Origin of the sequence: Draconibacterium halophilum (genome assembly GCF_010448835.1) — a bacterium.
Taxonomy (GTDB): Bacteria; Bacteroidota; Bacteroidia; order Bacteroidales; family Prolixibacteraceae; genus Draconibacterium; species Draconibacterium halophilum.
On the sequence record NZ_CP048409.1, the window covers coordinates 3,205,839 to 3,229,460 of the forward strand.

The window sequence follows — 23,622 nt, forward strand, 5'->3', positions numbered from 1 at the left end:
TTAGTCAGAAACTTTCACCGGTTTTCGAAGAACTATCGGGATAATTCGAGAAAATTGGAGTAAGTTTATGGCAAAAAGAGCAAAGCATGAAATGAAAGTCCTTCTCACGCCATCTTCGCATTTAAAATTTATTGAAATAACCCGTTATTCCTGCAGCATTTTAAATGCAAACCTGACGTAATTATGTCTTTCTGTGAAAATATTTTAAAATCGAACTCAGGTTTTTATGAACATCGATAAATATCCATCGCGCTTACTGGAAAATGCGGTTAACGAATTCTCGAAACTGCCCGGCATTGGGCGAAAAAGTGCATTACGACTGGTTCTACATCTTCTACGACAAGATAAGGAAGAGGTAAATTCATTCGGGAACAGCCTGATTCAATTAAGAAACGAAATAAAACACTGCAAGGTGTGCCATAATATTTCGGATAGCGAAACTTGCCAGATCTGTTCAAATCCTTCGCGAAACGACAGTGTAATTTGTGTAGTTGAAAATATCCGCGATGTAATGTCGGTTGAAAATACCCACCAGTTTAATGGGCTTTACCACGTGCTGGGAGGAATAATTTCGCCGATGGATGGCATTGGCCCTGCTGAACTGGAAATTGACTCACTGATAGAACGAATTAACTCAGGACAGGTTATTGAAATTATCCTTGCACTGTCAACAACAATGGAAGGCGATACTACCAATTTCTATATTTACCGAAAACTAAAAGGCAAAGAAGTAAAAATCTCCACACTGGCACGGGGTGTTTCCATTGGCGACGAGCTGGAATACACCGATGAAATTACGCTTGGCCGCTCGTTAATGAATCGTGTTCCTTTCGAAAGTTCGCTTGGAAAATAAATCACACATCAGAATGCCGGATTTTTTTCGTTATGAAAAGGAAACCTTACATTTGAGAAACGATATTTAGCAACTATAAAAGTCGTTTTCCCGGGCTGGCAACATTTTATTAAAGCCAGTCTATTCGAAAACGCCCGCTCTGAAAGATGGATATTTCAATTGTTATTGTCAACTATAACGTAAAGCATTTTGTGGAACAATGCCTCCACTCCGTCGAGAAGGCGCTAAAGAATGTACAAGCCGAAGTTTTTGTTGTTGATAACAACTCGGTTGACGGCTCCGCACAACTTATCAATGAAAAATTCCCGGATGTTACATTCATCCAAAACACCGAAAATGTAGGTTTTTCGCGCGCCAATAACCAGGCTATTCAGCAGGCTAAAGGGAAATACGTATTGTTGCTGAATCCGGATACCGTTGTTGAGGAAGATACTTTTGAAAAAGTGCTTTCCTTTATGGAAGCACACCCTGAAGCTGGTGGACTAGGCGTAAAAATGATTGATGGAAAAGGTGTTTTCCTGCCGGAATCAAAACGAGGATTGCCAACACCCTGGGTGGCGTTTTACAAAATGTTTGGGCTTTCGAGGCTATTTCCCATGTCTCATAAATTTGGAAAATACCACCTCTCCTACCTCGACAAAAACGAGGTTCATGAAATTGATGTACTGGCTGGTGCTTTTATGTTGCTGCGCAAATCGGCACTTGACGAAGTTGGTTTGCTCGACGAAACCTTTTTTATGTATGGCGAAGACATCGATCTCTCCTATCGTATTCAAAAGGGAGGATATAAAAATTATTATTACCCCAAAACGACCATCATTCATTACAAAGGAGAAAGCACAAAAAAGGGCTCGCTGAATTACGTAAAGGTATTTTACAATGCCATGGTAATTTTTGCCCGCAAACATTTTTCGGGAAGAAAAGCAAGTGTCTTTGCGCTTTTAATTCACCTGGCCATTTATTTTCGGGCACTACTTTCGGCCACAAAACGTATTATGCAGAAGATTTATCTGCCGCTAGCAGATGCGTTGCTGATTTTTGCCGGATTTTGGCTGATCACGCCCTTTTGGGAACAATTTCAGTTTCATCAACCCGATTACTATCCGCCGCAATTTATGCAGTTTGTAGTACCGGTTTATAGTATGTTTTTCCTTTTTGGTATTTTATTTTCAGGAGGATACAAAAAACCCGTGAGCATTTACAAAGTAGGCCGGGGCATTTTGTGGGGACTCATATCCCTGCTGTTAGCCTATTCGCTGGTTGATGAAAAATTCCGGTTTTCGCGTGCATTGATTTTATTGGGAACCGCATGGTCAGCGATAGTGCTGATTGCTTACCGTTTACTGGGGCACGCACTCAAACTAAGCGATTTCAGAATCTACTCGCAGCGCACCCGAAAGATTGCAATTGTAGGGCATTCGAAAGAAGCACGCCGTGTTCAGAAAATTCTGGAAGAAACACGGATAAGATCGCAAATGGCGGGTTTTATTGCACTCGACAATAGCGATAAAGGCCAAAATTATATGGGCGAGTTAAGCCAGCTGGAAGAAATCATCCGTATTAACCGTATTGATGAAATTGTTTTTTGTGCGGAAAACATCAGCTCTGCCGATATCATTAAAGCAATGCTTGATTTAAGCCGTTTGGATATCGATTACAAAATTGCCCCCCCGGAAAGCGCCAGTATCATTGGGAGTAACTCTATACATACTGCTGGCGACCTTTATGTTGTTAACCTCAACGCCATTTCAAAATCAGCCAATAAACGTAAAAAACGATTGCTCGATCTGGTTACAGCATTTTTGATTTTATGCCTGAGCCCGGTTTTAATCTGGTTTATCACAAAAAAAAGAAATTTCATAAAAAACATTTTCCGGGTGATTATAGGAAAAAGATCCTGGATCGGCTATATTCCGGGAGTAGTTGCAGAGAGTAAACTTCCATCAATAAAAGATGGGATTTTAAATCCCGGAGATAGGTTTCCCGGAATGCAGTTCGATAAAGAAAAGTCTGTTCAGCTAAACAGGTTGTATGCTAAAGACTACAACTTATTGTCAGACATTGAACTTTTGTTGAAAGCCTGGAAAAAAATGGACAGGTAATTATTAAAAGACAAAGAATATGAAGGAAAAGCTAAGCTTTGGGAAAGTTATACTTCGGCCCCTGGAACCGGAAGATATTGACCTGTTATATCAATGGGAAAACAACACCGAGATTTGGGAAGTCAGCAATACAAAAACACCCTTTTCAAAACATATTCTTGCCCAATACCTGTTAGAATCAGCCAAGGATATTTACGAAACAAAACAGCTACGTCTGGTTATTGAAACGGCAGACAAAAAACCTGTTGGCGCAGTTGACCTGTTTGATTTTGAACCTTTTCACATGCGCGCCGGAGTTGGTATACTCATACACAAAAACGAAGACCGAAAAAAAGGATATGCCAGCGATGCTCTCAACGCTTTATCAGGTTACTCCTTTGAAATTCTTGGATTGAAACAATTGTATGCCAACATTAGTTCCGACAACTGGGGAAGCATTCAGTTGTTCGAGAAATCGGGATTTACGCGCAGTGGCACAAAAAAAGACTGGATAAAAACCTTTTCCGGTTGGAAAGATGAGTTGTTTTATCAAAAGTTTTTGGGGTAAGGTTCTTCGATTAGTCTACCTCATCTTTTAAAATAATACTTTAGGGTTCAGGCACGTCATTCCGAACTTGTTTCGGAATCTATTTTAACGAAGAGATGCTGAAATGAATTCAGTAGGACAGAACGAATTGATATAATTGACTTTAGACTACTAAAAAGCTGGAATTTCCTTTAAAAACGAATAGCTGTTCTTTTCATAATCAATCTCGCAGGCAAAATGCTGCATTCCATTCGACACCACTACCCTTTCAACACGCAAAGCCATGTTGTAGCGCACCACCTGATCAAAAGCATCCTGGGTAATTTTTACATTCGGGGCTTTTAATTCAGCAATCAAATGCGGAGTACCGTTTCGCTGGTAGATAAGTAAATCGAAACGACGTTGTAGCCTGTTTACTTTTACCTGCTTTTCCACGGCCATAAAATTCTGTGGATAGTTCTTTTCCTTAATCAAATATTGAATAAAATTCTGGCGGACCCATTCTTCCGGCGTCAGCACAACGAACTTTTTCCGTATCGAATCAAATATCAATGTTTTTGTATTTTCTGTTTTTGTTCGAAAAGTATATTCCGGCAAATTCAGTTTGTACATAATCTTCTCAATAACTTATTAACCTAAAAAATTTATAAAATTTTCAACACATTGTGTTGACGATTGAAAATCTGCAAGATATGTGTTTTAATTACATCAAGCTAAAGATTTTTAATATCAAGGTTAACCCTGACAAATAATTATTTTTTAATTATTTCGTCAGCCCTATGGGTGTTTAATTCATTTTTATGAATTAATCAGGCTAACTCAACTTGGCTGGCGAGCACTAAAAATGTACATTTGTGTTCGCCTTAAAACCAAAAGTATTCCTATTTGTTCAAAGGTAGAATAATTCAGCGTATGAAGACTAAAAAAGATATTGTTGAAAACTGGCTTCCGAGGTATACCGGCAAAAAGCTTGATGAATTGGGTAAGTATATTTTACTCACCAACTTTCAGGATTATATTGAACGATTTGCACGCAAGTTTGAGGTTCCGGTTGAAGGCGCCGACAAGAACATGCCCAGTGCAACTGCCGAAGGCATAACAATGATTAACTTTGGAATGGGCAGCCCAAATGCTGCGACAATAATGGATCTTTTGGGAGCCATACATCCAAAGGCAGTTCTTTTCCTGGGAAAATGTGGAGGATTAAAAAAGAAAAACCAGCTGGGCGATCTTATCCTTCCAATTGCCGCCATCCGTAGTGATGGTACATCAGACGATTACCTGCCGCCTGAAGTTCCGGCACTTCCGGCGTTTAACCTGCAACGTGCCGTTTCACATATTCTTAGGAATTCGGAGCAGGATTACTGGACCGGCGTTGTTTTTACTACCAACCGCCGCGTGTGGGAATACGACACTCGTTTTAAAAAATACCTCAAAAGAACACGGGCAATGGCCGTAGATATGGAAACAGCAACCCTGTTCACCGTCGGTTTTGCCAATCAAATACCAACCGGAGTTTTGTTATTGGTTTCCGATCAGCCCATGATATCGACCGGCGTAAAAACCGACAAAAGCGATAAATATGTTTCTTCTTCGTATGTAGAAAGACATATACAGGCCGGTATTGATGCGTTGCTGGAAATAAAAAACAACGGTCTTTCTGTAAAACACTTACGATTCTAGAATGGAGTATATCGACATACTACACAACCTAAAAAAAGGCATCTACCACCCCATTTATTTACTACAGGGTGAAGAAGCTTATTTCATTGATCAAATCTCGGATTACATTGAAGACAAAGTACTTAGCGATGCAGAGAAAGGATTTAACCAAACTATTTTTTATGGAAAAGATTCTGATCCGATAACAATTGCTGAAGCATCAATGCGATTCCCGATGATGTCAGACAAACAGGTAATTATTGTGAAAGAAGCACAAAGCCTGAGCAAAATAGACACCTTGCTATCGTACGCAGAAAAACCACTGGCTTCAACAATATTGGTATTGGCCTATAAGTATAAAAACCTCGATTCGAGAACTAAACTCGCCAAGGCAATAAAAAAGAATGGTGTGCTGTTCACATCAAAAAAACTTTACGAAAACAAAATACCGGGCTGGATTGACAGCTACCTGAAAAGCCACAATTACACCATTACTCCCCAGGCAGCGTTATTGCTCACCTCGTATTTGGGAACAGATTTAAGCAAAATTGCCAACGAACTAAACAAACTGGTAATTGCCGTTAAAGATACCAACAAAATTACACCCGATCATATCGAGAAAAATATTGGATTAAGCAAAGAGTTTAATATCCTCGAGCTTCAGAATGCACTGGGCGAAAAGAATGTGTTAAAAGCCAACCGAATCATCAATTATTTTGGTGCAAATTCAACGTTAAACCCAATTCAGAAAACCGTTGCCGGGTTGTATTTCTATTTTTCAAAACTGTTTACTTATCATTTCATTAAAAATAAATCGGAACGAAATGTTGCCGCCGAGCTTCGAGTTCATCCGTTCTTTGTGAAAGATTATGTTTCGGCAGCTAAGCGCTACTCCCCCACCAAGCTTTACGAAATTATGGGTATTTTGCGCGATTACGACATGAAAAGCAAGGGTTTTAACGTTTCTACAATGGTTGAAACCGGAGAGTTACAAAAAGAAATGATCTATAAAATTTTACACTAATGATAGTTTGGTTTATCATCGGTATTACTGCCGTAATATCATACATTGCCTTTCAAAACCGCGAGTTGTCGGCAAAGCTACAGTTTAACGCTGCACAAATTATTCACCGGAAAGAATACTACCGTTTGGTGAGCCACGCCTTTGTTCATGCCAGCTGGGCGCATCTTGGCGTAAATATGTTGGTCCTCTATTTTTTTGGAAGAAACACAGTCGTTTATTTTGGATACTACTTTGGGAGTAAAGCAACGGCTTATTTTTGCTTCTTTATTTTGGTGGCATTTTTGCCTCCAATATCTGGAGCCTTATCAAACATAAAGACAACTACTATTACAATGCTGTTGGTGCTTCCGGAGCTGTTTCTGCGGTGCTGTTTGCAACCATATTTTTTCAGCCCTGGGAGCCATTATATTTATTTGCAATTCTTCCCATACCCGGCATTCTGTTTGCTGCCGGCTACCTTTTTTACTCCTACCAAATGAGTAAACGACAATCCGACAATGTGGCGCACGACGCACACTTTTTAGGCGCAGTTTTTGGATTCGTTTTTCCTATCCTGCTAAAACCGGAATTATTCAGCCGTTTTATCGATCAGTTATTTTCGTTTCTGTAGTCTATGGCCTACATTCTGGCAAATAATCATATTCTTAAGGAAGCAGAAGCCAATCTTACCCCCTTCCTGTCAAACACTCCCGATGTGCATAAACACAGCATCTGGTTTGGATTTGGAGGCATTCCGATGCTTTACGAAAATATGGAAATAGTTGAACAAGAGCTAAAAATGCTCGGGCACAAAGTTCCTGATTTGTTTAAAAACCATCGCGAATTATTCAGACTGACAAAGCGGATGTTGAATAAAAATCGTTTTTACAGAACCGGGCAGATCACTTTTCAGTTTTTTATTACTCAAGAAAAAATCGACTACCTGATAACCAGCAGAGCGTTTGAACGTTTCGATTTCCAAATAAATAAGAAGGGATTTCTAATCAATATTTCCGATTTGAAACTGTTAAGCCATTCTCTTAACAACAACTCGCGGTTTGCCAAAGCAACATTATGGGAACAAATAAGTGCAGAATTTAAGGATGACACAAAGCCGGCTGCAGTTATTTTAAATGAAAACGACGTAGCCTGTGAAGGTATTGCTGCAAACCTTTTTATGGTAAAAGCGGATGTACTTTTTACGCCATCAACAGAAACAGGTTGTTACACCGACGTTATTCGACCGTTAATAATTCGACTGGCCAAAGAAATGAATATGAAAGTGGTAGAAACAGATGATATTGAAATAAAACAATTACGGCAGATGGATGAAGTATTCTTTGCTTCCGAGGTGCAAGGAATTCAATGGGCTTTAGGCTTTGAAAACCGACGATATGTTCATGAATTCACGGATCAGGTTTATACTGCTTTGAATAACTTTTTAGAAAAGAAAGTTGAAAAACAGAAATGAAAACAATTAGTTAAGTGCCGGGTTTTCAGGGAAATTCTCCCACACTGAATAGCGATTACCAGCCTTTTTCACAAAATCGAACCACGAAGCTTCACTCAAATCTTTCATTACTTCGTTCTGTTCCACATCAGTTACCAGCCACGAATCTTCTTTTAATTCCTCCTTTAACTGGCCACTGTCCCAACCTGAATACCCCAGAAAAAAACGGATATCTGATGAATTTATCGTTCCGTTTCGAATGTCTCTCTTCAACACCTCAAAATCGCCACCCCAGTAAAGGTCACCCATCACATGAATGCTACCCGGAAGTTTATCGCCCAGTCTATGAATAAAATACACCGAATCCGTAGAAACAGGCCCCCCTAAATAAACGTCGGCATTAAAATCAGGAAAATCGGGAAAAATATCCTGCACCGGAAAATCCACCTTCTTATTCAAGATAAAACCCACTGCTCCTTTTTTGCTGTAGGCAACCAAAAATACCACAGAACGATTGAAATAATTACCAGCCAAAAATGGTTCGGCAATCAAAATACGCCCCTTTTGTGGTGCAATATTGTTTGACTTTATTTTGAATATGTCTAGATTTTCGTTCATTCTAAAAGCAATATAAGAAAATTATACTGGCTATCAAATAGCCCTGAATCTCACACTACTTTGTAACGCATTTATTAACAGATTGTTCTATTTGGAGAAAAGTATTGTTTACAAAAGATCTTACCTACTCTTCTTCAATAACAATAAAAACATCTTCATCAGGTTTCGACATGTGGTACTGTTCGCGAGCAAATTTTTCCAATTCCTTTTTGCCTTTATTCAGGTCCTCAAGTTTTTGCCTGTCAGATACAATCCGTTCCTGATAATACTCTTTTTGCTGCTTCAATTCGTTTAGTTGACGTTTGCTTTTTACATGAGCAACAATGCTATTCTCATCAAAAAATATAATCCAGACTGCAAAAAGAATAAATGCAATAACAAACTTATTCCCTATACTTTTAAAAAATCCGGATTGGAATATTTCTTTCTTCATGTTTTCCTAATGTTGTTACAAAAGTAGAATCTTTCGCCATCAAAAAAAAGAGGAATCGAATAATTCCGATCCCTCTTTTTCAACAGCATAACCTTAATATTTATTCATTATCCGGTTGAAAGTTCGGATAGGTATAATTTACTGGTGGTACAAAAGTTTCTTTAATGGTACGAATCGCTGTCCAGCGAAGCATGTTAAAAATAGAACCTGCTTTATCGTCGGTACCCGAACCACGAGCGCCGCCAAATGGTTGTTGCCCAACAACGGCTCCGGTAGGCTTGTCGTTAATGTAGAAGTTACCGGCACAGTTTTCCAAACGTTTGGCAATCTTCTCAATATTGTAACGGTTTTGCGACCAAACAGCACCGGTAAGTGCATATATCGATGTTTTATCCAACAGATCTAATGTTGCATCCATGTCTTCGTCTTCGTAAACATAAACGGTAAGAACCGGACCAAACAACTCTTCCTGCATGGTAATGTAATCTGGTTTTTTAGCCAGAATAACTGTTGGTTCAACAAAATAACCAACTGATTTATCGCAGTTTCCGCCAAAAATTACTTCAGCATCTTCATCGTCTTTTGCACGGTCGATGAATCCTTTCAGTTTATCAAACGATGATTCGTCGATAACGGCATTTACAAAGTTGGTAAAATCTTCTGGTGGTCCCATTTTTACGGTAGCCAGCTCAGCACCAAAAATCTCTTTTACTTCAGGCCAGATACTTGCCGGAACATAGCATCTTGACGCTGCCGAACATTTTTGTCCTTGATATTCGAACGCACCACGCAACATGGCAATCGCCAATTCGCGTTTTTTTGCTGTGTTATCGGCAAAAATAAAGTCTTTACCACCAGTCTCACCAACGATACGTGGATATGATTTGTATTTATAAATATTCTCACCAATCGTTTTCCAAATGCTTTGGAATACGGCAGTTGAACCGGTGAAATGAATACCCGCAAACTCAGGGTGAGTAAGTACAGTTTCAGCAGCAACAGGACCAGAAGCGTAAACCAGGTTAATAACACCATCTGGCAAACCGGCTTCTTTAAAGATCTCCATTATTACCCCGGCCGAATAAACTGCCGTTTTCGATGGTTTCCAAACAGCCACGTTACCCATCATAGCAGGAGCTGCAGGAAGATTACCGGCGATAGATGTAAAATTGAACGGAGTCAATGCGAATACAAAACCTTCAAGTGGACGGTACTCGTTGTAATTCCAGATACCTTTTGCCGACTCGGGTTGGATTTTGTAAATCTCGGTCATCACCTGAACTCCAAAACGCAAAAAATCGGCGAACTCACAAGCAGCGTCAATTTCTGCCTGGAAAGCATTTTTTGATTGTCCCAGCATCGATGCAGCATTGATTTTTGCACGATATGGCCCTGCCAAAAGATCGGCAGCTTTCAGGAAAATGGACGCCCGGTGTTGCCACGACATATTTGCCCAGCATTCTCTGGCTTCTAAAGCTGCATCAATAGCCATTTCAACATGACTAGCATCGCCCTGGTTGAAATAGCCTAAAGTATGCGCAATTTCATGTGGAGGGAACATCCTTACTTTTCTGTCGGTATAAACCTCTTTTCCACCAATCACCATCGGCTGATCGAGTTCTTCCGAACGTAACTCCTGCAATTTAGCTTGCAGTTCTGCTCTTTCCGGAGTTCCCGGAGCATGACTCAAAACCGGTTCGTTTTTAGCAACCGGCACGTTGTAATTTCCTTTTGGCATAATTCTGTACTATTTATCGTTTGTAATTCTTCAGTTCTGTTTTATGCAAAACTAAATAATCGCATTTTTTAAAAGCATAACAAAAATCATGAACAGAAAATTCGACTAAAACCAACCTACTTATAGCCAAACTATTAGAAGGAATAAAACGGAAAACAAAACAAAAATCAGGTTTACAAATTCCCATTTTGACAATATTTTCTTGAAAAATCGTTTGTTTTGGCGAGACATAACTGTTTTTTAATATTTTTACATTATTGTTAAAGAGAATAAATAAAATATTAGCAGAAAGGTTTTGGGCTGCTAAAACTGATAATGAAAAAAAGCAGCTTTTTCAGCTTCTGTTGTTTTGGGGAGTTGTAGGCGTACTGTCTTTAATTTTATCATTAATAGATATTATCACATCAGCTATTCAAAGCGACCTGGTAGGTTATATTCTTCTTCTGTCAATTACAATTTTAGCCATTGTTTGCACTTTTAATGCACGAAAAAATTGTGCTATAAATGTTATCTTTTCGTTACCTGTTTTTATTTATGCCTTCTACATCTCCGACTTAACACAACATGCACCATTAATAGAGACAGTCCATCTAACGGTTTGGTGGCTAATGGCCGGCCTCGTTTTTCTGTATTATTTCTCGATGATGGAAATACGAATTGTTAGCTACTTTTTTGTGTCGTTGGCACTAATTTGTTTCCAGTTGTTTAAAGCCGGTCATTTGAGTGATGCGTTTAGTTATTTTGATCCGTTTGTTAGCAATCCTATTTTAATTTTTACGGCCTTTTTCCTCGTAACTTTCTACCTGAGAAAAAAACTGATTACTAACATTGAAGTTCTGGCAGAGGAAATTGACTCCAAGAACGAAGCAATTAACCGTGTTTTGCAAAATTCATCGTTTCTTATTTCGCGATTACGTGCCGTAAGAGACGAAGACGGGAACATTACGAATCTTGTGGTTGAAAAAATAAATAACGCATTTGAATCGGCTTTTAAGCGAAATTTGTATGAATTACAAGAGCAGGAAGCTGATTATGTGTTTAACCTCATTTTTAAAGGTACGTTTGATGTGAACAAAACCGTTCTCTTCACAAAAAAAAGAGTTACTGAATTTCATGCCAAAAACCTCGACAAGTGGTTCAAAATACGGGTAATAAACGCAATGTATAATTCCTACTATCTCGTTTTTGAAGACATAACTAAAAGCAAAAAACAACTTGCAGATCTTGAAGCCAGCAAACGACGCTACAAAGTACTACTTGAAGCCATTCCTGATATTTTCTTTGTAATTGACAAAGACGGAATTTACGAAGACTTTGTAATTAAAGAAAGTGACCTGTTTAAAATTGAAGATTCTAATATTATTGGCAGCTCCATTTTTAATGCCGGTTTCCCCGATAAAATGGCAAATAAAATCTACTCATGTATTCAGCATTGTATTAAAAACGATTCGATTGAAAGCATAGAGTACTCGTTAAATACTCCCAACGGAACTTTTATGTTTGAAATGCGCCTGGCCAAACTAAATGCTAACACTGTAATTTCTGTGGCACGAGATATTTCTAAACGTAAAACAGCTGAATTTGGGTTGGAAAAAGCGCTCGTAAAAGCAGAGGAATCAGATCGCTTAAAATCAGCATTCCTGGCCAACCTGTCGCACGAGATACGCACCCCAATGAACATTATTTCCAACTTTACACGCATGTTGGCCGATGACTCGCTCGATGGCCTGGAACGCCTGCAACTTACTGAAGCCATTACCCAGAATGGTCAGCAGTTGCTAAATATGATTGATAATACGGTTCACCTCGCAAAAATTGAAACCGAGAATATTCCTGTAAATACAACGTTCAGCAAAATAAATCCGTTGCTACGAGACATTTACAATGCCTATTTTGCCGAACTTCCCGATAGTAAAGACATTCGTATCAGCTTAAATACTGATGTTGCCACTCCTGAGTTTGGTTTTTCAACCGATCCGGGATTGCTGAAAGAAATAATGAAAATTCTGGTTGACAATGCCGTTAAATTCACCTTAACCGGACAAGTAACCTTTGGCTTCGAAATGATTAGGAATGATTTTATCAAATTCTATGTTGCAGATACCGGCGTTGGAATTCCAAAAGAAGACCATGAACATATTTTCAGTCGTTTTTACCGCGTACAGAATTCCATAAACCAGTCTACTTCAGGTTCCGGAATTGGATTGCCAATCGCTCAGCACTATGTAACGTTGTTGGGTGGCGAACTGGAATTCGAATCGAAAGTTGATAAAGGAAGTAATTTCTGGTTTACACTACCTTTTAACGAAGGCAGCGGCTATATGAAAATCGTTGGCTAATTTGAAGAGTCGATATTTTCAACCTTATTAAAACCTGTTAATAACCGAGTTTAATTGCCTGAAACCGACTAATCTGTCGTAACGTCCGGCTAAATCCCGATAATAAACCAGTATTTGATAATCGTTGTTGGTCTCCCAAAAGCTTCCTTCGATATTTGTATGATCGGCAACTTTTGCTCCTTGCGGAACATACACGTATATATAGTTGTAATATCCCTGTTTAAGCAACAAGGCGAGTTCATATTCTCCGCGCTCGAAATTATAAGTCATTTCATTAGTTTTATTGGCATTCCAGTTGGTTAACGCCCCAAAAACATTTACCGACCCGCCAAGTAGCGGTGCTTCCAGCGGTAAAGTAAAATGCACAAAAGTATAATCACATTCCGAATCAAAATCGCGCACCTCCTGATCCTGGCTTTCAATTACATACATCCCGTTCATTTCTTCGTACGAGAAAAACCGTTTATTGGCACGCACTTCATCAATTTTCAGTGTTTTATGAAAATACGGCCGGTGAAAATCAGTGGCAATAACATTCTCGCCGTTCATCCTGTTGGTTCGGTTATCGAAATACCGAAACTCGTTGCCTGCCGGAAAAACATTCTCGCGGTTATAATCGTAATCCAAAACCTGATCGCGAATGTACAAGGGTTTCAAATCGCGGATAGCATTATCCCAACGGTTGTTCTGCATAATTACCACTTTAACTTCTTCGCGGGGGTTTAAAATGGGTAAATTGGGATGATAAATTTTAAAATCAACTTCATGGTTGGTTCCTTTAAAAGCATCAATGCTGGCACGCCGTACTGTTCCTTCAATACGTACTGCATTTTCGTATATATGAAATCGTTTCGATAAAACGATCTTTTCTTTGTCCTGATCCTCGTATACGATCAAAACATAATTACCCGAAAGTTTAAACTGCATCTGGTCATTGGGTAGTTCTATCCGATAGTTTACATAGCTAAAAGTGGTGTTAAAGGAAAGCGCATAATCCTTCACCGGATTTTCAAGAAAGCCATCCAAATATTCGTCTTGCGAAATATAACTTTCATTCCAGTCGGCATCACAGTGAATAACTGTATAATAATAATCTTTCACGCCTTCCGAGATGTCATCAAATTTAAAAACCAATGTCACATCCTCGTTTAAAGCCTTTATCGGGTGCGAGAGTTCGAATCCACTCCTAAAAGCCTGAACCGTTTTTATATTTTCCCGGTAAATGGCATTTTCGTAATAAAAATTCTCTTCCTGCCCCATCACCTCGATAAAGAAAATCAGAAAAAATATGGTGGTAAAAAAGACGGTTTTCATATGCTAAATTTCTTTGTTGTTGTCGGTATATCTCTCAAGTTCTTTTTTTATCTTCACTCGATTTTATAAAACGAATCGTGTTTTTTTGTTATTGCACAGCAAATGAATGATCTACCTGATTAAAACGTAAAAATCCGTAATTCGTATCTCATATCAAAACTGAAAACACAAATTTCGTTGAAATGAGCCTATTTATTTAGTTAAATCGCAAAAATTCATAACAAAATGTTAATTTAATCTGAAGATAAATAACGCTAAAATCGTTTTTTTATTCTACTCAATCCCTGCGACTTACACAACTTATATTTACATCAACATATCTTCATATTTGAAACCGTTGAACTTTTGCTATAAACCATTGCGAAAAGACAATTAAATTAATACTTTTGCCCACCTAAAAATAATACATTCTTAATTCGATATGTCAGAAGTAATTAAGTTAAGGAAAGGGCTTAATATAAAGCTAAAAGGAAGTGCAGAAAAGGCACTTGACAAATTGCCGGTTCCGGCAACAGTAGCTCTGAAACCCACCGACTTTACGGGACTTACTCCAAAACTTAGTGTAAAAGTTGACGCCGAAGTTAAAGCCGGCGAAGCTTTATTCTACGACAAATATCATCCGGAAATTCTTTTTACTGCTCCTCTTGGAGGAAAAGTAGTATCGATTAACCGTGGTGAGCGTCGTAAAATTTTGGAAGTAGTTATTTCAACCGACGAGAAAATTGGTTCAGCAGAATTTAAAAAAGCTGACCCAACGGGCTTATCGGCGGAAGTGGTGAAGGAACAAATTTTGAAAAGTGGTTTATGGCCGTTCATAAAAAAACGCCCATACGGTATTATCGCCAATCCGGAGGAGAAACCAAAAGCCATTTACATTTCAACATTCGATTCGGCTCCATTGGCACCCGATTACAGTTTTGTTCTCGACGGCCAAATGGATACATTCCAAACCGGAATAAATGCCCTGGCACAGCTTACCGAAGGGAAAGTCAACCTGGGGGTTTCAAATGGTTCAGCTTTTTCATCGGTGAAAAATGTTGAGGTGAATGCCTTTGAGGGACCTCACCCAGCCGGTAACGTAGGTATACAAATTGCCAACACCTCCCCGCTCAACAAAGGAGAAGTGGTTTGGACAATAAATGTACAGGATGTGTTATTTATTGGGCGCCTGTTTGAAACCGGTAAAGTTGATTTTACAAAAACAGTAGCTTTAACCGGCTCGGAAGTTAAAACACCAAAATATTACCAAACGACTTTGGGTGCACCTGTTGCTACATTAGTTGAAGGCAAACTGATTGATGCCGACTACAACCAGCGCATTATAAGCGGTAATGTACTTACCGGAAGCAAAGTTTCGGCAAAGGGATTTCTTGGTTATTACGACGCACACATGAGTGTTATTCCGGAAGGCGATGAATATGAATTTTTAGGATGGGCTGATCCCGGTTTTAATAAATTCAGTGCCACCAAAGCTTATTTCGGCAAGTTATTCCCGAAAAAAGAATACACCATGAATGCTAACATTCACGGTGGCGAACGCGCATTTGTTTTGTCGAATCAATACGAAAAACTGGTCCCGATGGATATTTTTCCGGTTTTCTTACTAAAAGCAATTCTGGTAAACGATATCGACAAAATGGAAAATCTTGGTATTTATGAAGTAATAGAAGAAGACTTCGCCTTGTGCGAATACGCTTGTACTTCCAAAATCGAGGTTCAGAAAATTTTACGCGAAGGTATTAACACCATGATTAAAGAGCTTGGTTAATTATAACACGTAACTTAATTAGTCTTTTAAGATGAAACGAGCATAAAATTTAAACATCGATATTACAATAAGTGGTGTTTAAAATTTTTGCGAGATACATGAGTCACTATAGAAAGTTATAAATTTAGACGAATGAAATTCATAAAAAACTTTTTTGAAAGAACAGAACCGCTGGTTCAGAAAGGAGGCAAATACCATTGGCTCCAATCGGTGCACGACGGATTCTTTACATTTTTATACACGCCTAAAACCACATCGAAAACGGGTACACACATCCACGACTACATCGATTTGAAACGTACCATGTCGATTGTTGTTTTGTCGGTGGTTCCGGCCTTGTTATTTGGGATGTACAATGTAGGTGTACAACATTTTAAAGCCATTGGCGAATTGGCCGCAACCGGATTTTTTGAAATCTTCCTGTTTGGTCTGATCAAAGTACTTCCTATCGTTATTGTATCATACGGAGTAGGTTTGGGAATCGAATTTGTTTTCGCCCAGATTCGCGGCCACGAAATTCAGGAAGGTTTTCTGGTATCAGGAATTCTAATTCCGTTAATTATGCCGGTAAACACTCCTCTTTGGATGATTGCCGTAGCAACAGCTTTTGCAGTTGTTATTGGCAAAGAGGTATTTGGCGGAACCGGAATGAACATTTGGAACCCGGCTCTTGTAGCACGTGCTTTCCTGTTCTTCGCTTATCCGGCACAAATGTCGGGCGAATCGGTTTGGGTAGCATTAAAAGATACCGACAAAGTTGTTGACAGTTTTTCGGGTGCAACACCTATGGCAGATGCAGCTGTCGGTCAATTAAACTATAGCGTAGCCGATGCATTTTTTGGTTTTATACCAGGATCAATCGGTGAGACATCAACTTTAGCAATTCTTATTGGAGCAGTTTTATTAATTGTTACTGGAATTGGCAGTTGGAAAATCATGATCTCTACAATTGCCGGTGGAGCAGTTATGGGACTTATTCTTAACGCTTTTTCAGGTAGTGCAGGATTATCACCCGAAGTTGCTACCTATTTCTCAATGCCTTTCTGGCATCACTTAATTTTAGGTGGTTTTATGTTTGGCGCAATTTTTATGGCAACCGACCCTGTTTCAGCATCGCGAACCGAGAGAGGAAAGTGGATCTACGGATTCCTGATCGGTATTCTGGCTATCATTTTCCGTGTTATCAACCCGGCTTTCCCTGAAGGAATGATGTTGGCTATTCTGCTGATGAATACATTTGCTCCGCTTATCGACCACTACGTTGTGGAGAGTCATGTTAAGAAGAGAATAAAACGAGCCAAAGTTTCTGCATAATTAAAAACGAAGAAAAGATGGACAGAAATAGTAATACTTACACATTTTTATACGCAGCCATTATGGTAATTATTGTGGCTGCCGTTCTTGCTTCGGTTTCAATGGCATTAAAGCCTGCGCAGAAAAAGAACGTAGAGATAGAGAAAAAACAAAATATCCTGGCATCGGTAAATATTGAAAGTACAGCAGAAACAGCAGAAGCTATTTACGCTGACAAAATTGTTGACGAATACCTGGTGAATACAAATGGTGAAAAAGTTGACGGAAATGCTTTCACTACCGATCTGAAAAAGGAACGTGCTAAAAGTTTTGAAGAAATGGCACTTCCGGTATTTGAAGTACAAACAGAGGAAGGAATGAAATATGTACTTCCGGTATACGGAGCTGGTCTTTGGGGACCAATTTGGGGATATGTTTCGGTAGGCGACGATATGAACACTATTTTCGGAGCTAATTTCGATCACGAAGGTGAAACTCCCGGATTAGGTGCTGAGATTTCAACTTCAGCTTTTGAAGATCAATTTAAAGGAAAAGAGATTTTTAACGATGCAGGCGAAATGGTTTCTATTTTGGTTGCAAAAACAGGGCAGGTTGCTCCTGAAGAGCATAAGGTTGATGGAATCTCTGGAGGGACAATTACAAGTAAAGGTCTGCAAGAAATGCTAAAAGACGACTTTACAGGATATGAAGCATTCTTAAACAAGAATAAAAATTAAGAGAGATGAGCGAACCATTATTTTCAAAGAAAAATTTAAAATTACTGTCGGATCCGATAAACGATAGTAACCCGATTACCGTGCAGGTTTTGGGTATTTGCTCAGCGCTGGCTGTTACTGCACAATTAAAGCCTTCAATTGTAATGGCAATTTCGGTAACTGCTGTATTAGCATTTGCAAACGTTATTGTTTCATTATTACGAAATACAATTCCTAACCGAATCCGGATTATCGTTCAGCTGGTAGTTATTGCTGCCCTGGTAATTTTGGTCGACCAAATTCTTAGAGCCTACGTTTACGATGTAAGTAAGCAGCTTTCGGTATTTGTTGGCTTAATTATTACCAACTGCATTATTATGGGACGTTTAGAGGCATTTGCACTGGGTAACCGCCCATGGCAATCGTTCCTCGATGGAATAGGAAATGCTGCCGGTTACGGATGGATACTCATCGTAGTTGGAGCTATACGTGAACTGTTTGGGTCTGGCTCTTTACTAGGCTTTCAAATAATCCCCGATAGTTGGTACATTGCCAACGGTGGATTTTACGAAAACAACGGTTTGATGGTACTTTCGCCAATGGCGCTTATTGTTGTTGGAGTAATTATCTGGGTTCAGCGTAGCCGTAACCGTAAACTAATTGAAGATTAATTGTAACGCAAAAACAACATTCAAATGGAAAATCTGATTAATATATTTGTTAAGTCAATTTTTATTGAAAACATGGTATTTGCGTACTTCTTCGGAATGTGCTCTTATCTGGCTGTTTCGAAAAAAGTAAGTACTGCAACTGGTTTAGGAATTGCTGTAGTTTTTGTGTTAGGAATTACTGTACCGGTTAACTACCTGTTAGAGAAATTTGTATTAAATGAAGGTGCTTTGGTTTGGTTAGGCGAAGGATTTGCCAATGTCGATCTCAGCTTCTTACGCTTTATCATGTTTATTGCCATTATTGCATCAATGGTTCAGTTGGTGGAAATGATTGTGGAGAAATTTGCCCCGGTGCTGTACAACCAGCTTGGAATTTTCCTTCCACTTATTGCAGTAAACTGTGCTATTCTTGGAGGATCGTTATTCCTTCAGCAAAAAGCTTTTATTAACGTTGGCGAAGCTACCGTTTACGGTGTTGGCTCGGGCGTTGGCTGGTTGCTGGCAATCGTTGGTATTGCTGCTATCAGAGAAAAGATCGAATACTCAAGCATTCCCGGCCCGTTACGTGGCCTAGGTATTACATTTATTGTAACCGGCTTAATGGGATTGGCATTTATGGGATTCGGCGGAATTAAATTGTAGAATAAAAAACAATTAGCAAGATGATATTATTGTCAGCACAAACAACCGTAATTATTACCAGTGTTGTTCTCTTTCTGGGCGTAATTATTCTTTTGGTAGCTATTTTGCTATTCGCCAAAAAGAAACTTACTCCGTCAGGAATTGTAAAAATTAACATTAACGAAGGTGACCTTGAAGTTGAAACACAACCGGGAAGTACACTGTTATCAACACTTGGTGAAAATAAAATTCTTCTTCCATCGGCATGTGGTGGTGGTGGAACCTGTGCCATGTGCCGTTGCCAGGTTGAAGACGGTGGTGGTTCAATACTGCCAACCGAAACCGGTTATTTTACCCGTAAAGAGCAAAACGACAATTGGCGTTTGGCTTGTCAGGTGAAAGTTAAAGAAGATATGGAAATTTCAATTCCACAAGAAGTACTTGGTGTTAAAAAGTGGGAATGCGAAGTGGTATCGAATCACAACGTGGCTACCTTCATCAAAGAATTTGTGGTTAAACTACCTGAAGGCGAAACCCTTGATTTCAAATCAGGCGGATATATTCAGATTGATGTACCTAAAGTTGAAGTAGACTTTAAGGACATGGATATTGAAGAAGAATACCGCGAAGAGTGGGAGAAATTCGGCATGTTCGACCTAAAGATGAAAAATCCGGAGCCTACATTCCGTGCTTATTCAATGGCCAACCACCCTGCCGAAGGTAATATCGTAATGTTAAACATTCGTATTGCAACTCCACCCTGGGATCGCGCAAATAACGGCTTTAAGAAAGTAAATCCGGGTATCTGTTCATCATACATATTCAACCTGAAACCAGGCGACAAAGTAACGGTATCGGGTCCTTATGGAGAATTTTTCCTGAAAGACAACGACAGCGAAATGATGTTTGTTGGTGGTGGAGCAGGAATGGCACCAATGCGCTCGCACTTGTTCCACTTATTCCATACTTTAAAAGAATCGGAAAAGAAAATTACATTCTGGTACGGAGCACGTTCGTGGAAAGAAGTTTTTTATTACGAACAGTTTAGAGACATCGAGAAAAACTTTCCTAATTTTGAGTTCCATCTGGCACTCGACCGTGAAGATCCGGAAGCTGATAAAGCAGGTGTTACCTACAAAACAGGATTTGTTCACCAGGTTATTCACGATAACTACCTGAGTGATCATGAAGAACCTGAAGAAATCGATTTCTACATGTGTGGACCACCAATGATGAACGACGCCGTTCAGAAAATGCTTTACGATTTAGGAGTACCTGACGAAAACGTAGCATTCGACGATTTTGGATCGTAACTAATATTGAAGTTTTAAAAACTCAGATATTTCAAAGCCACTTCTCTTTTTTTGAGGAGTGGCTTTTTTTAAGTTTCAGTCAGGGAACGATTATTCTTTAGTTTTTAGTCACACTTATCCGTTTACAGCAGTTATTTCTTGATTAGAAGTGGTCATTTCCTGACTTGGAGCGATCATTTACTCTATTAAAGGAATCGTTTCTCCACTTACAGTGGTCATTTCGCAACTTGAAGTAGTCGTTTCTTGACTTACAACGTTGATTGCACGACTTAAAGTGGTTATTGTTTGAGTTAAAGCAGCCGTTGTTTGAAATCTTCTATAGATTTATCGACTTTGACACCACTCCCTTATTCCGGTAACGGGTAGAATATTCAGCGGTTATAGTAACAGTTCCGCTTGTTTGCGATACAACAATTTCACCAACTTCATTTCTTGTCTGAAGAGTTTTCATTTTTTTTGGAAGATATTTCTCTTCTACCAGGTCACCGATAAAATAATCGACATTGTTGTAATCATCACTTAAGCGGGCTTGAATAAGGTAGCCAGCAGGAACCCGGTGTTTCGAAAGCAGCAACTTCGGCTGTTCAATATCTTTGCCTGATTCCGTTAATTCTTTTAATCCTACAGCGCGTAAGCCGTTTTTGTAATCGTACTCGGCTTGCAGTGCCCCATCGCGATGATAACGCTTACAAGTTCCGTTAAGCTCGTTATTCTCGTAAGGTTGTTCTTTCCAAATCTGAGGTTCGTTGCCTAAAGCAGCCTGGTAATAGGTATAAGCAATACCTTGTTTTTCGCCTGCAATGTACGGAATGGCAGAATATAAACTTCCGTGAAGGTAGTACCTTTTCTGTATTCCATGTTTTATAGTTGTTCCCTTTACAACCGATATCTCATATTCAACCTGATCCGAATTACGAAAAGGTTGTTGCCTAACCTCCAATCCATTATCTTGTTCTTCTTCACTGTTAGCAGTATTTTTTGAAGTTTTGAAATTACAGGCTGCCATAAATAATAACACAACAAACAGGCAGTAAACCATTCTTTTCATATCAGTAGTTTTAGAATATCCGTTTTAAAGGTAGCATTTCGTTGCTGGATTTTTTCAGTAAACAATGAATAATAGCCTCCGTTTTTTAAATTTTTAGTGTTAAATCATACATTTTTTTTGATTATGCATTCAACCACTTCATATTTAAAAAAAAATGTATTAGCTTGCACCCAATAAATTTTTAATAACAAGATGAATAAAGGAACAGTAAAATTCTTTAACGACACCAAGGGATTTGGTTTTATTAAAGACGCAGAATCAACAAAAGAGTATTTCGTTCATGTAAGTGGATGTAAAGATGAAATTCAAGAAAATGACGAAGTAACCTATGACCTTGAAGAAGGAAAAAAAGGTTTGAATGCAGTAAATGTAAAACTAGTATAGTTATTATATTGCTTTGATGAAAAGTTCGGTTTTTAACCGGACTTTTTTTTTGTCTTTTTTAATGTAATGGCTCTTAAACTCCTCCTTCTTTATTAATCAATTTTACCCCAATATTAACATTTATAGACAATTGCTTTATGTGACATGAAAAAAGTATAAATAACTTTTATCTTTCAATTACATTAAAGTAAAATCTATTTTGGTAACTTTATAACGTTAATAAAATCGATTGAATGCCCAACATTACAATATGGAATCTCATACAACTTGTTGAGATTAGTTTTGGTTTTGTGCTATTGGTATTTTTACTAAAAGTAAGCACGAAACTTAAATGGTATTTTCCTTTAGCTATTTATGTTCTGGTAGTAATGATAGACTGCTACGCGGAACTTTTGCTACAGACCGGACTAATTCTTCAAACACCACACTTTCTGTATGTAAATGAACCACTCAATTTATTGGTTGGCCCAGCAATCTATCTTTATGCAAGAAGCCAGGAATACCAACGTTTTAAAATAGCAAAATCCGATATTTTCTTTCTTGCACCATTTATAATAAGTTTACTTACCTACTTACCCACATACACCTTAAGTGCCGATGATAAAATTGTGGAGTATCAAAATTTTGGTAATCTCGAAGCTGACGTTGAGAATTTCGTATGGGAATGGATATTTCTGGTGGGTATAACTTTCACCTTTCTGGCGCTAGCTTTAAAACGATTCAGGAACTATACGGAGAAAATCAAAACATTATATTCTGATATTCAGAAAAAGGATTTTCAGTTAACCCAGTTATTGATAAAACTTTGTATGGCCATTTATGCCATGGAACTGATATCAGTCTTTCTCTCTTATTACAAATTGCCGCTAAGTTTAGAATTGTATAATGCATATGATATTGTTCAGCTAATTATTTTGTTGCTAATAGGTTATGATGCAAGAACATCATTAAAAAACTCAAAAGAAATACGAAAAGGTTGGCAAAAGATTCTACTGGAGGAGGGCCAAAGCCTTATCCATCCTATAAAATATGCCAATTCAAATCTTACTCCAGAGCAGTCCTCAACTCTTAAAGTTAAAATTCAGGAATACATGGAAACGCACGAGCCCTATTTGGAATCCCAGATACGTATTAAAGACCTGGCCAAACAAACAAAGATTAGTACTCATCAAATATCACAGGTACTTAACGAATCGTTTCATCAGAACTTTTATGAATTTATAAATAGTTATCGGGTAAAAAAAGCAATCGCATTGATCGAAGATCCGGCAAATGAATCGCTAACGTTTTCTGCAATTGGTTTTGAAGCAGGTTTTAACTCAAAAACTACTTTTTACCAAGCCTTCAAAAAAGCAACCGGCACCACCCCTGCCCAATTTCGGAGAAACATCAATAGATCAAAACATTAACAATACCCAAATTATAAGTTCGTACTTTAAATTCACAATTATTTGTCCATCTTTATAATCCCGAACTATTAATAAAATCATTGTAATTACATTTACGGCATGAAAGCGAATTTACTCTGTTCACACAGTGTATTCTCCTTCCTAAAAGTTTCCCTCGAAATCCGTTTTTTTTAATAAAGAACGGATTTCTTATTTAATATCGCTCGCTAATATTAGTTATCTCAATATCTATCCGGCATATTTAAAACATCCACATAATAGTTAAATACTATTCATATATTTTCTTTTTTTTAATATACAATGCAAGAGATTTCACCCCAAGAAGAATTTTCAGGATTATTTATTTATTTTCGTATAAACA

General features: G+C 38.4%; 22 protein-coding genes and 1 pseudogene. 17 read left to right on the plus strand and 6 right to left on the minus strand.

Annotated features, from left to right (window positions below; all coding sequences use genetic code 11):
* Window positions 1–226 precede the first annotated feature (226 nt).
* The 3 genes from recR (at window position 227) to G0Q07_RS12875 (ending at window position 3,502) form a co-directional block, all read left to right on the plus strand.
* On the plus strand, window positions 227–853 hold the full coding sequence (gene recR / locus G0Q07_RS12865; RefSeq protein ID WP_163346573.1) for a recombination mediator RecR: 627 nt from the start codon (window positions 227–229) through the stop codon (window positions 851–853).
* A 146-nt stretch (window positions 854–999) separates the two neighbouring features.
* Window positions 1,000–2,955 (plus strand): glycosyltransferase family 2 protein, encoded by a 1,956-nt coding sequence (locus G0Q07_RS12870; RefSeq protein WP_163346575.1) that lies wholly within the window; start codon window positions 1,000–1,002, stop codon window positions 2,953–2,955.
* A gap of 19 nt (window positions 2,956–2,974) precedes the next feature.
* Window positions 2,975–3,502, plus strand: a complete 528-nt coding sequence (locus G0Q07_RS12875; RefSeq protein WP_163346577.1) for a GNAT family N-acetyltransferase — start codon at window positions 2,975–2,977, stop codon at window positions 3,500–3,502.
* Between the two features lie 150 nt (window positions 3,503–3,652).
* Here the strand turns inward: G0Q07_RS12875 and G0Q07_RS12880 are convergent, their stop codons facing one another.
* The gene (locus G0Q07_RS12880; protein ID WP_163346579.1) at window positions 3,653–4,093 is read right to left on the minus strand and encodes a type I restriction enzyme HsdR N-terminal domain-containing protein; all 441 of its coding nucleotides are present in this window, start codon (window positions 4,091–4,093) and stop codon (window positions 3,653–3,655) included.
* A gap of 300 nt (window positions 4,094–4,393) precedes the next feature.
* Between G0Q07_RS12880 and G0Q07_RS12885 the strand changes: the two genes are divergently transcribed.
* The 5 genes and pseudogenes from G0Q07_RS12885 (at window position 4,394) to G0Q07_RS12900 (ending at window position 7,617) form a co-directional block, all read left to right on the plus strand.
* Window positions 4,394–5,164, plus strand: a complete 771-nt coding sequence (locus G0Q07_RS12885; RefSeq protein WP_163346581.1) for an AMP nucleosidase — start codon at window positions 4,394–4,396, stop codon at window positions 5,162–5,164.
* 1 nt (window position 5,165) lies between these two features.
* Entirely contained in the window at window positions 5,166–6,167 is a 1,002-nt protein-coding gene (gene holA / locus G0Q07_RS12890; protein ID WP_163346583.1) for a DNA polymerase III subunit delta, read from the plus strand.
* A pseudogene (locus G0Q07_RS21080) lies at window positions 6,167–6,337 on the plus strand (hypothetical protein); the annotation flags it as partial. The gene holA and the pseudogene G0Q07_RS21080, both read left to right, overlap by 1 nt.
* A gap of 86 nt (window positions 6,338–6,423) precedes the next feature.
* Window positions 6,424–6,777: a rhomboid family intramembrane serine protease gene (locus G0Q07_RS21085; protein ID WP_262887967.1), complete on the plus strand. Its 354-nt coding sequence runs from the start codon at window positions 6,424–6,426 to the stop codon at window positions 6,775–6,777.
* 3 nt (window positions 6,778–6,780) lie between these two features.
* Window positions 6,781–7,617: an aminotransferase class IV gene (locus G0Q07_RS12900; RefSeq protein ID WP_163346585.1), complete on the plus strand. Its 837-nt coding sequence runs from the start codon at window positions 6,781–6,783 to the stop codon at window positions 7,615–7,617.
* 6 nt (window positions 7,618–7,623) lie between these two features.
* On the opposite strand, the gene G0Q07_RS12905 is transcribed toward G0Q07_RS12900, so the two are convergent.
* The 3 genes from G0Q07_RS12905 to pruA all read right to left on the minus strand — a co-directional run bounded on the left by G0Q07_RS12905 (window position 7,624) and on the right by pruA (window position 10,385).
* On the minus strand, window positions 7,624–8,214 hold the full coding sequence (locus G0Q07_RS12905; RefSeq protein WP_163346587.1) for a YqgE/AlgH family protein: 591 nt from the start codon (window positions 8,212–8,214) through the stop codon (window positions 7,624–7,626).
* Window positions 8,215–8,338: 124 nt separating this feature from the next.
* A complete protein-coding gene (locus G0Q07_RS12910; RefSeq protein ID WP_163346589.1) occupies window positions 8,339–8,647 on the minus strand; it encodes an FtsB family cell division protein in 309 nt (102 codons plus the stop codon).
* A 100-nt stretch (window positions 8,648–8,747) separates the two neighbouring features.
* A complete protein-coding gene (pruA, locus tag G0Q07_RS12915; RefSeq protein ID WP_163346592.1) occupies window positions 8,748–10,385 on the minus strand; it encodes an L-glutamate gamma-semialdehyde dehydrogenase in 1,638 nt (545 codons plus the stop codon).
* Window positions 10,386–10,642: 257 nt separating this feature from the next.
* Here pruA and G0Q07_RS12920 point away from each other — a divergent pair, with 257 nt between their 5' ends.
* On the plus strand, window positions 10,643–12,724 hold the full coding sequence (locus G0Q07_RS12920; RefSeq protein WP_163346594.1) for a sensor histidine kinase: 2,082 nt from the start codon (window positions 10,643–10,645) through the stop codon (window positions 12,722–12,724).
* A gap of 27 nt (window positions 12,725–12,751) precedes the next feature.
* Here the strand turns inward: G0Q07_RS12920 and G0Q07_RS12925 are convergent, their stop codons facing one another.
* The gene (locus G0Q07_RS12925) at window positions 12,752–14,038 is read right to left on the minus strand and encodes a type IX secretion system plug protein (RefSeq protein ID WP_163346596.1); all 1,287 of its coding nucleotides are present in this window, start codon (window positions 14,036–14,038) and stop codon (window positions 12,752–12,754) included.
* Window positions 14,039–14,459: 421 nt separating this feature from the next.
* Between G0Q07_RS12925 and G0Q07_RS12930 the strand changes: the two genes are divergently transcribed.
* The 6 genes from G0Q07_RS12930 to nqrF all read left to right on the plus strand — a co-directional run bounded on the left by G0Q07_RS12930 (window position 14,460) and on the right by nqrF (window position 20,420).
* Window positions 14,460–15,806 carry a Na(+)-translocating NADH-quinone reductase subunit A gene (locus G0Q07_RS12930; protein WP_163346598.1) on the plus strand — a complete coding sequence of 449 codons (1,347 nt, stop codon included), beginning with the start codon at window positions 14,460–14,462 and terminating at the stop codon, window positions 15,804–15,806.
* Window positions 15,807–15,938: 132 nt separating this feature from the next.
* Window positions 15,939–17,120: an NADH:ubiquinone reductase (Na(+)-transporting) subunit B gene (locus tag G0Q07_RS12935; RefSeq protein ID WP_163346600.1), complete on the plus strand. Its 1,182-nt coding sequence runs from the start codon at window positions 15,939–15,941 to the stop codon at window positions 17,118–17,120.
* 17 nt (window positions 17,121–17,137) lie between these two features.
* A complete protein-coding gene (gene nqrC, locus G0Q07_RS12940) occupies window positions 17,138–17,836 on the plus strand; it encodes an NADH:ubiquinone reductase (Na(+)-transporting) subunit C (protein ID WP_163346603.1) in 699 nt (232 codons plus the stop codon).
* 5 nt (window positions 17,837–17,841) lie between these two features.
* Window positions 17,842–18,486, plus strand: a complete 645-nt coding sequence (locus G0Q07_RS12945; protein WP_163346605.1) for an NADH:ubiquinone reductase (Na(+)-transporting) subunit D — start codon at window positions 17,842–17,844, stop codon at window positions 18,484–18,486.
* 24 nt (window positions 18,487–18,510) lie between these two features.
* On the plus strand, window positions 18,511–19,128 hold the full coding sequence (gene nqrE / locus G0Q07_RS12950; RefSeq protein ID WP_163346607.1) for an NADH:ubiquinone reductase (Na(+)-transporting) subunit E: 618 nt from the start codon (window positions 18,511–18,513) through the stop codon (window positions 19,126–19,128).
* 20 nt (window positions 19,129–19,148) lie between these two features.
* Window positions 19,149–20,420 carry an NADH:ubiquinone reductase (Na(+)-transporting) subunit F gene (gene nqrF, locus G0Q07_RS12955; protein ID WP_163346609.1) on the plus strand — a complete coding sequence of 424 codons (1,272 nt, stop codon included), beginning with the start codon at window positions 19,149–19,151 and terminating at the stop codon, window positions 20,418–20,420.
* Window positions 20,421–20,736: 316 nt separating this feature from the next.
* On the opposite strand, the gene G0Q07_RS12960 is transcribed toward nqrF, so the two are convergent.
* Window positions 20,737–21,468: a toxin-antitoxin system YwqK family antitoxin gene (locus tag G0Q07_RS12960; protein ID WP_163346611.1), complete on the minus strand. Its 732-nt coding sequence runs from the start codon at window positions 21,466–21,468 to the stop codon at window positions 20,737–20,739.
* Between the two features lie 192 nt (window positions 21,469–21,660).
* Here G0Q07_RS12960 and G0Q07_RS12965 point away from each other — a divergent pair, with 192 nt between their 5' ends.
* Both G0Q07_RS12965 and G0Q07_RS12970 read left to right on the plus strand, forming a co-directional pair.
* Window positions 21,661–21,852 (plus strand): cold-shock protein, encoded by a 192-nt coding sequence (locus G0Q07_RS12965; RefSeq protein ID WP_163346613.1) that lies wholly within the window; start codon window positions 21,661–21,663, stop codon window positions 21,850–21,852.
* A 233-nt stretch (window positions 21,853–22,085) separates the two neighbouring features.
* Complete coding sequence (locus G0Q07_RS12970; protein WP_163346615.1) at window positions 22,086–23,261, plus strand: helix-turn-helix domain-containing protein; 1,176 nt, start codon at window positions 22,086–22,088, stop codon at window positions 23,259–23,261.
* Window positions 23,262–23,622: the final 361 nt, after the last annotated feature.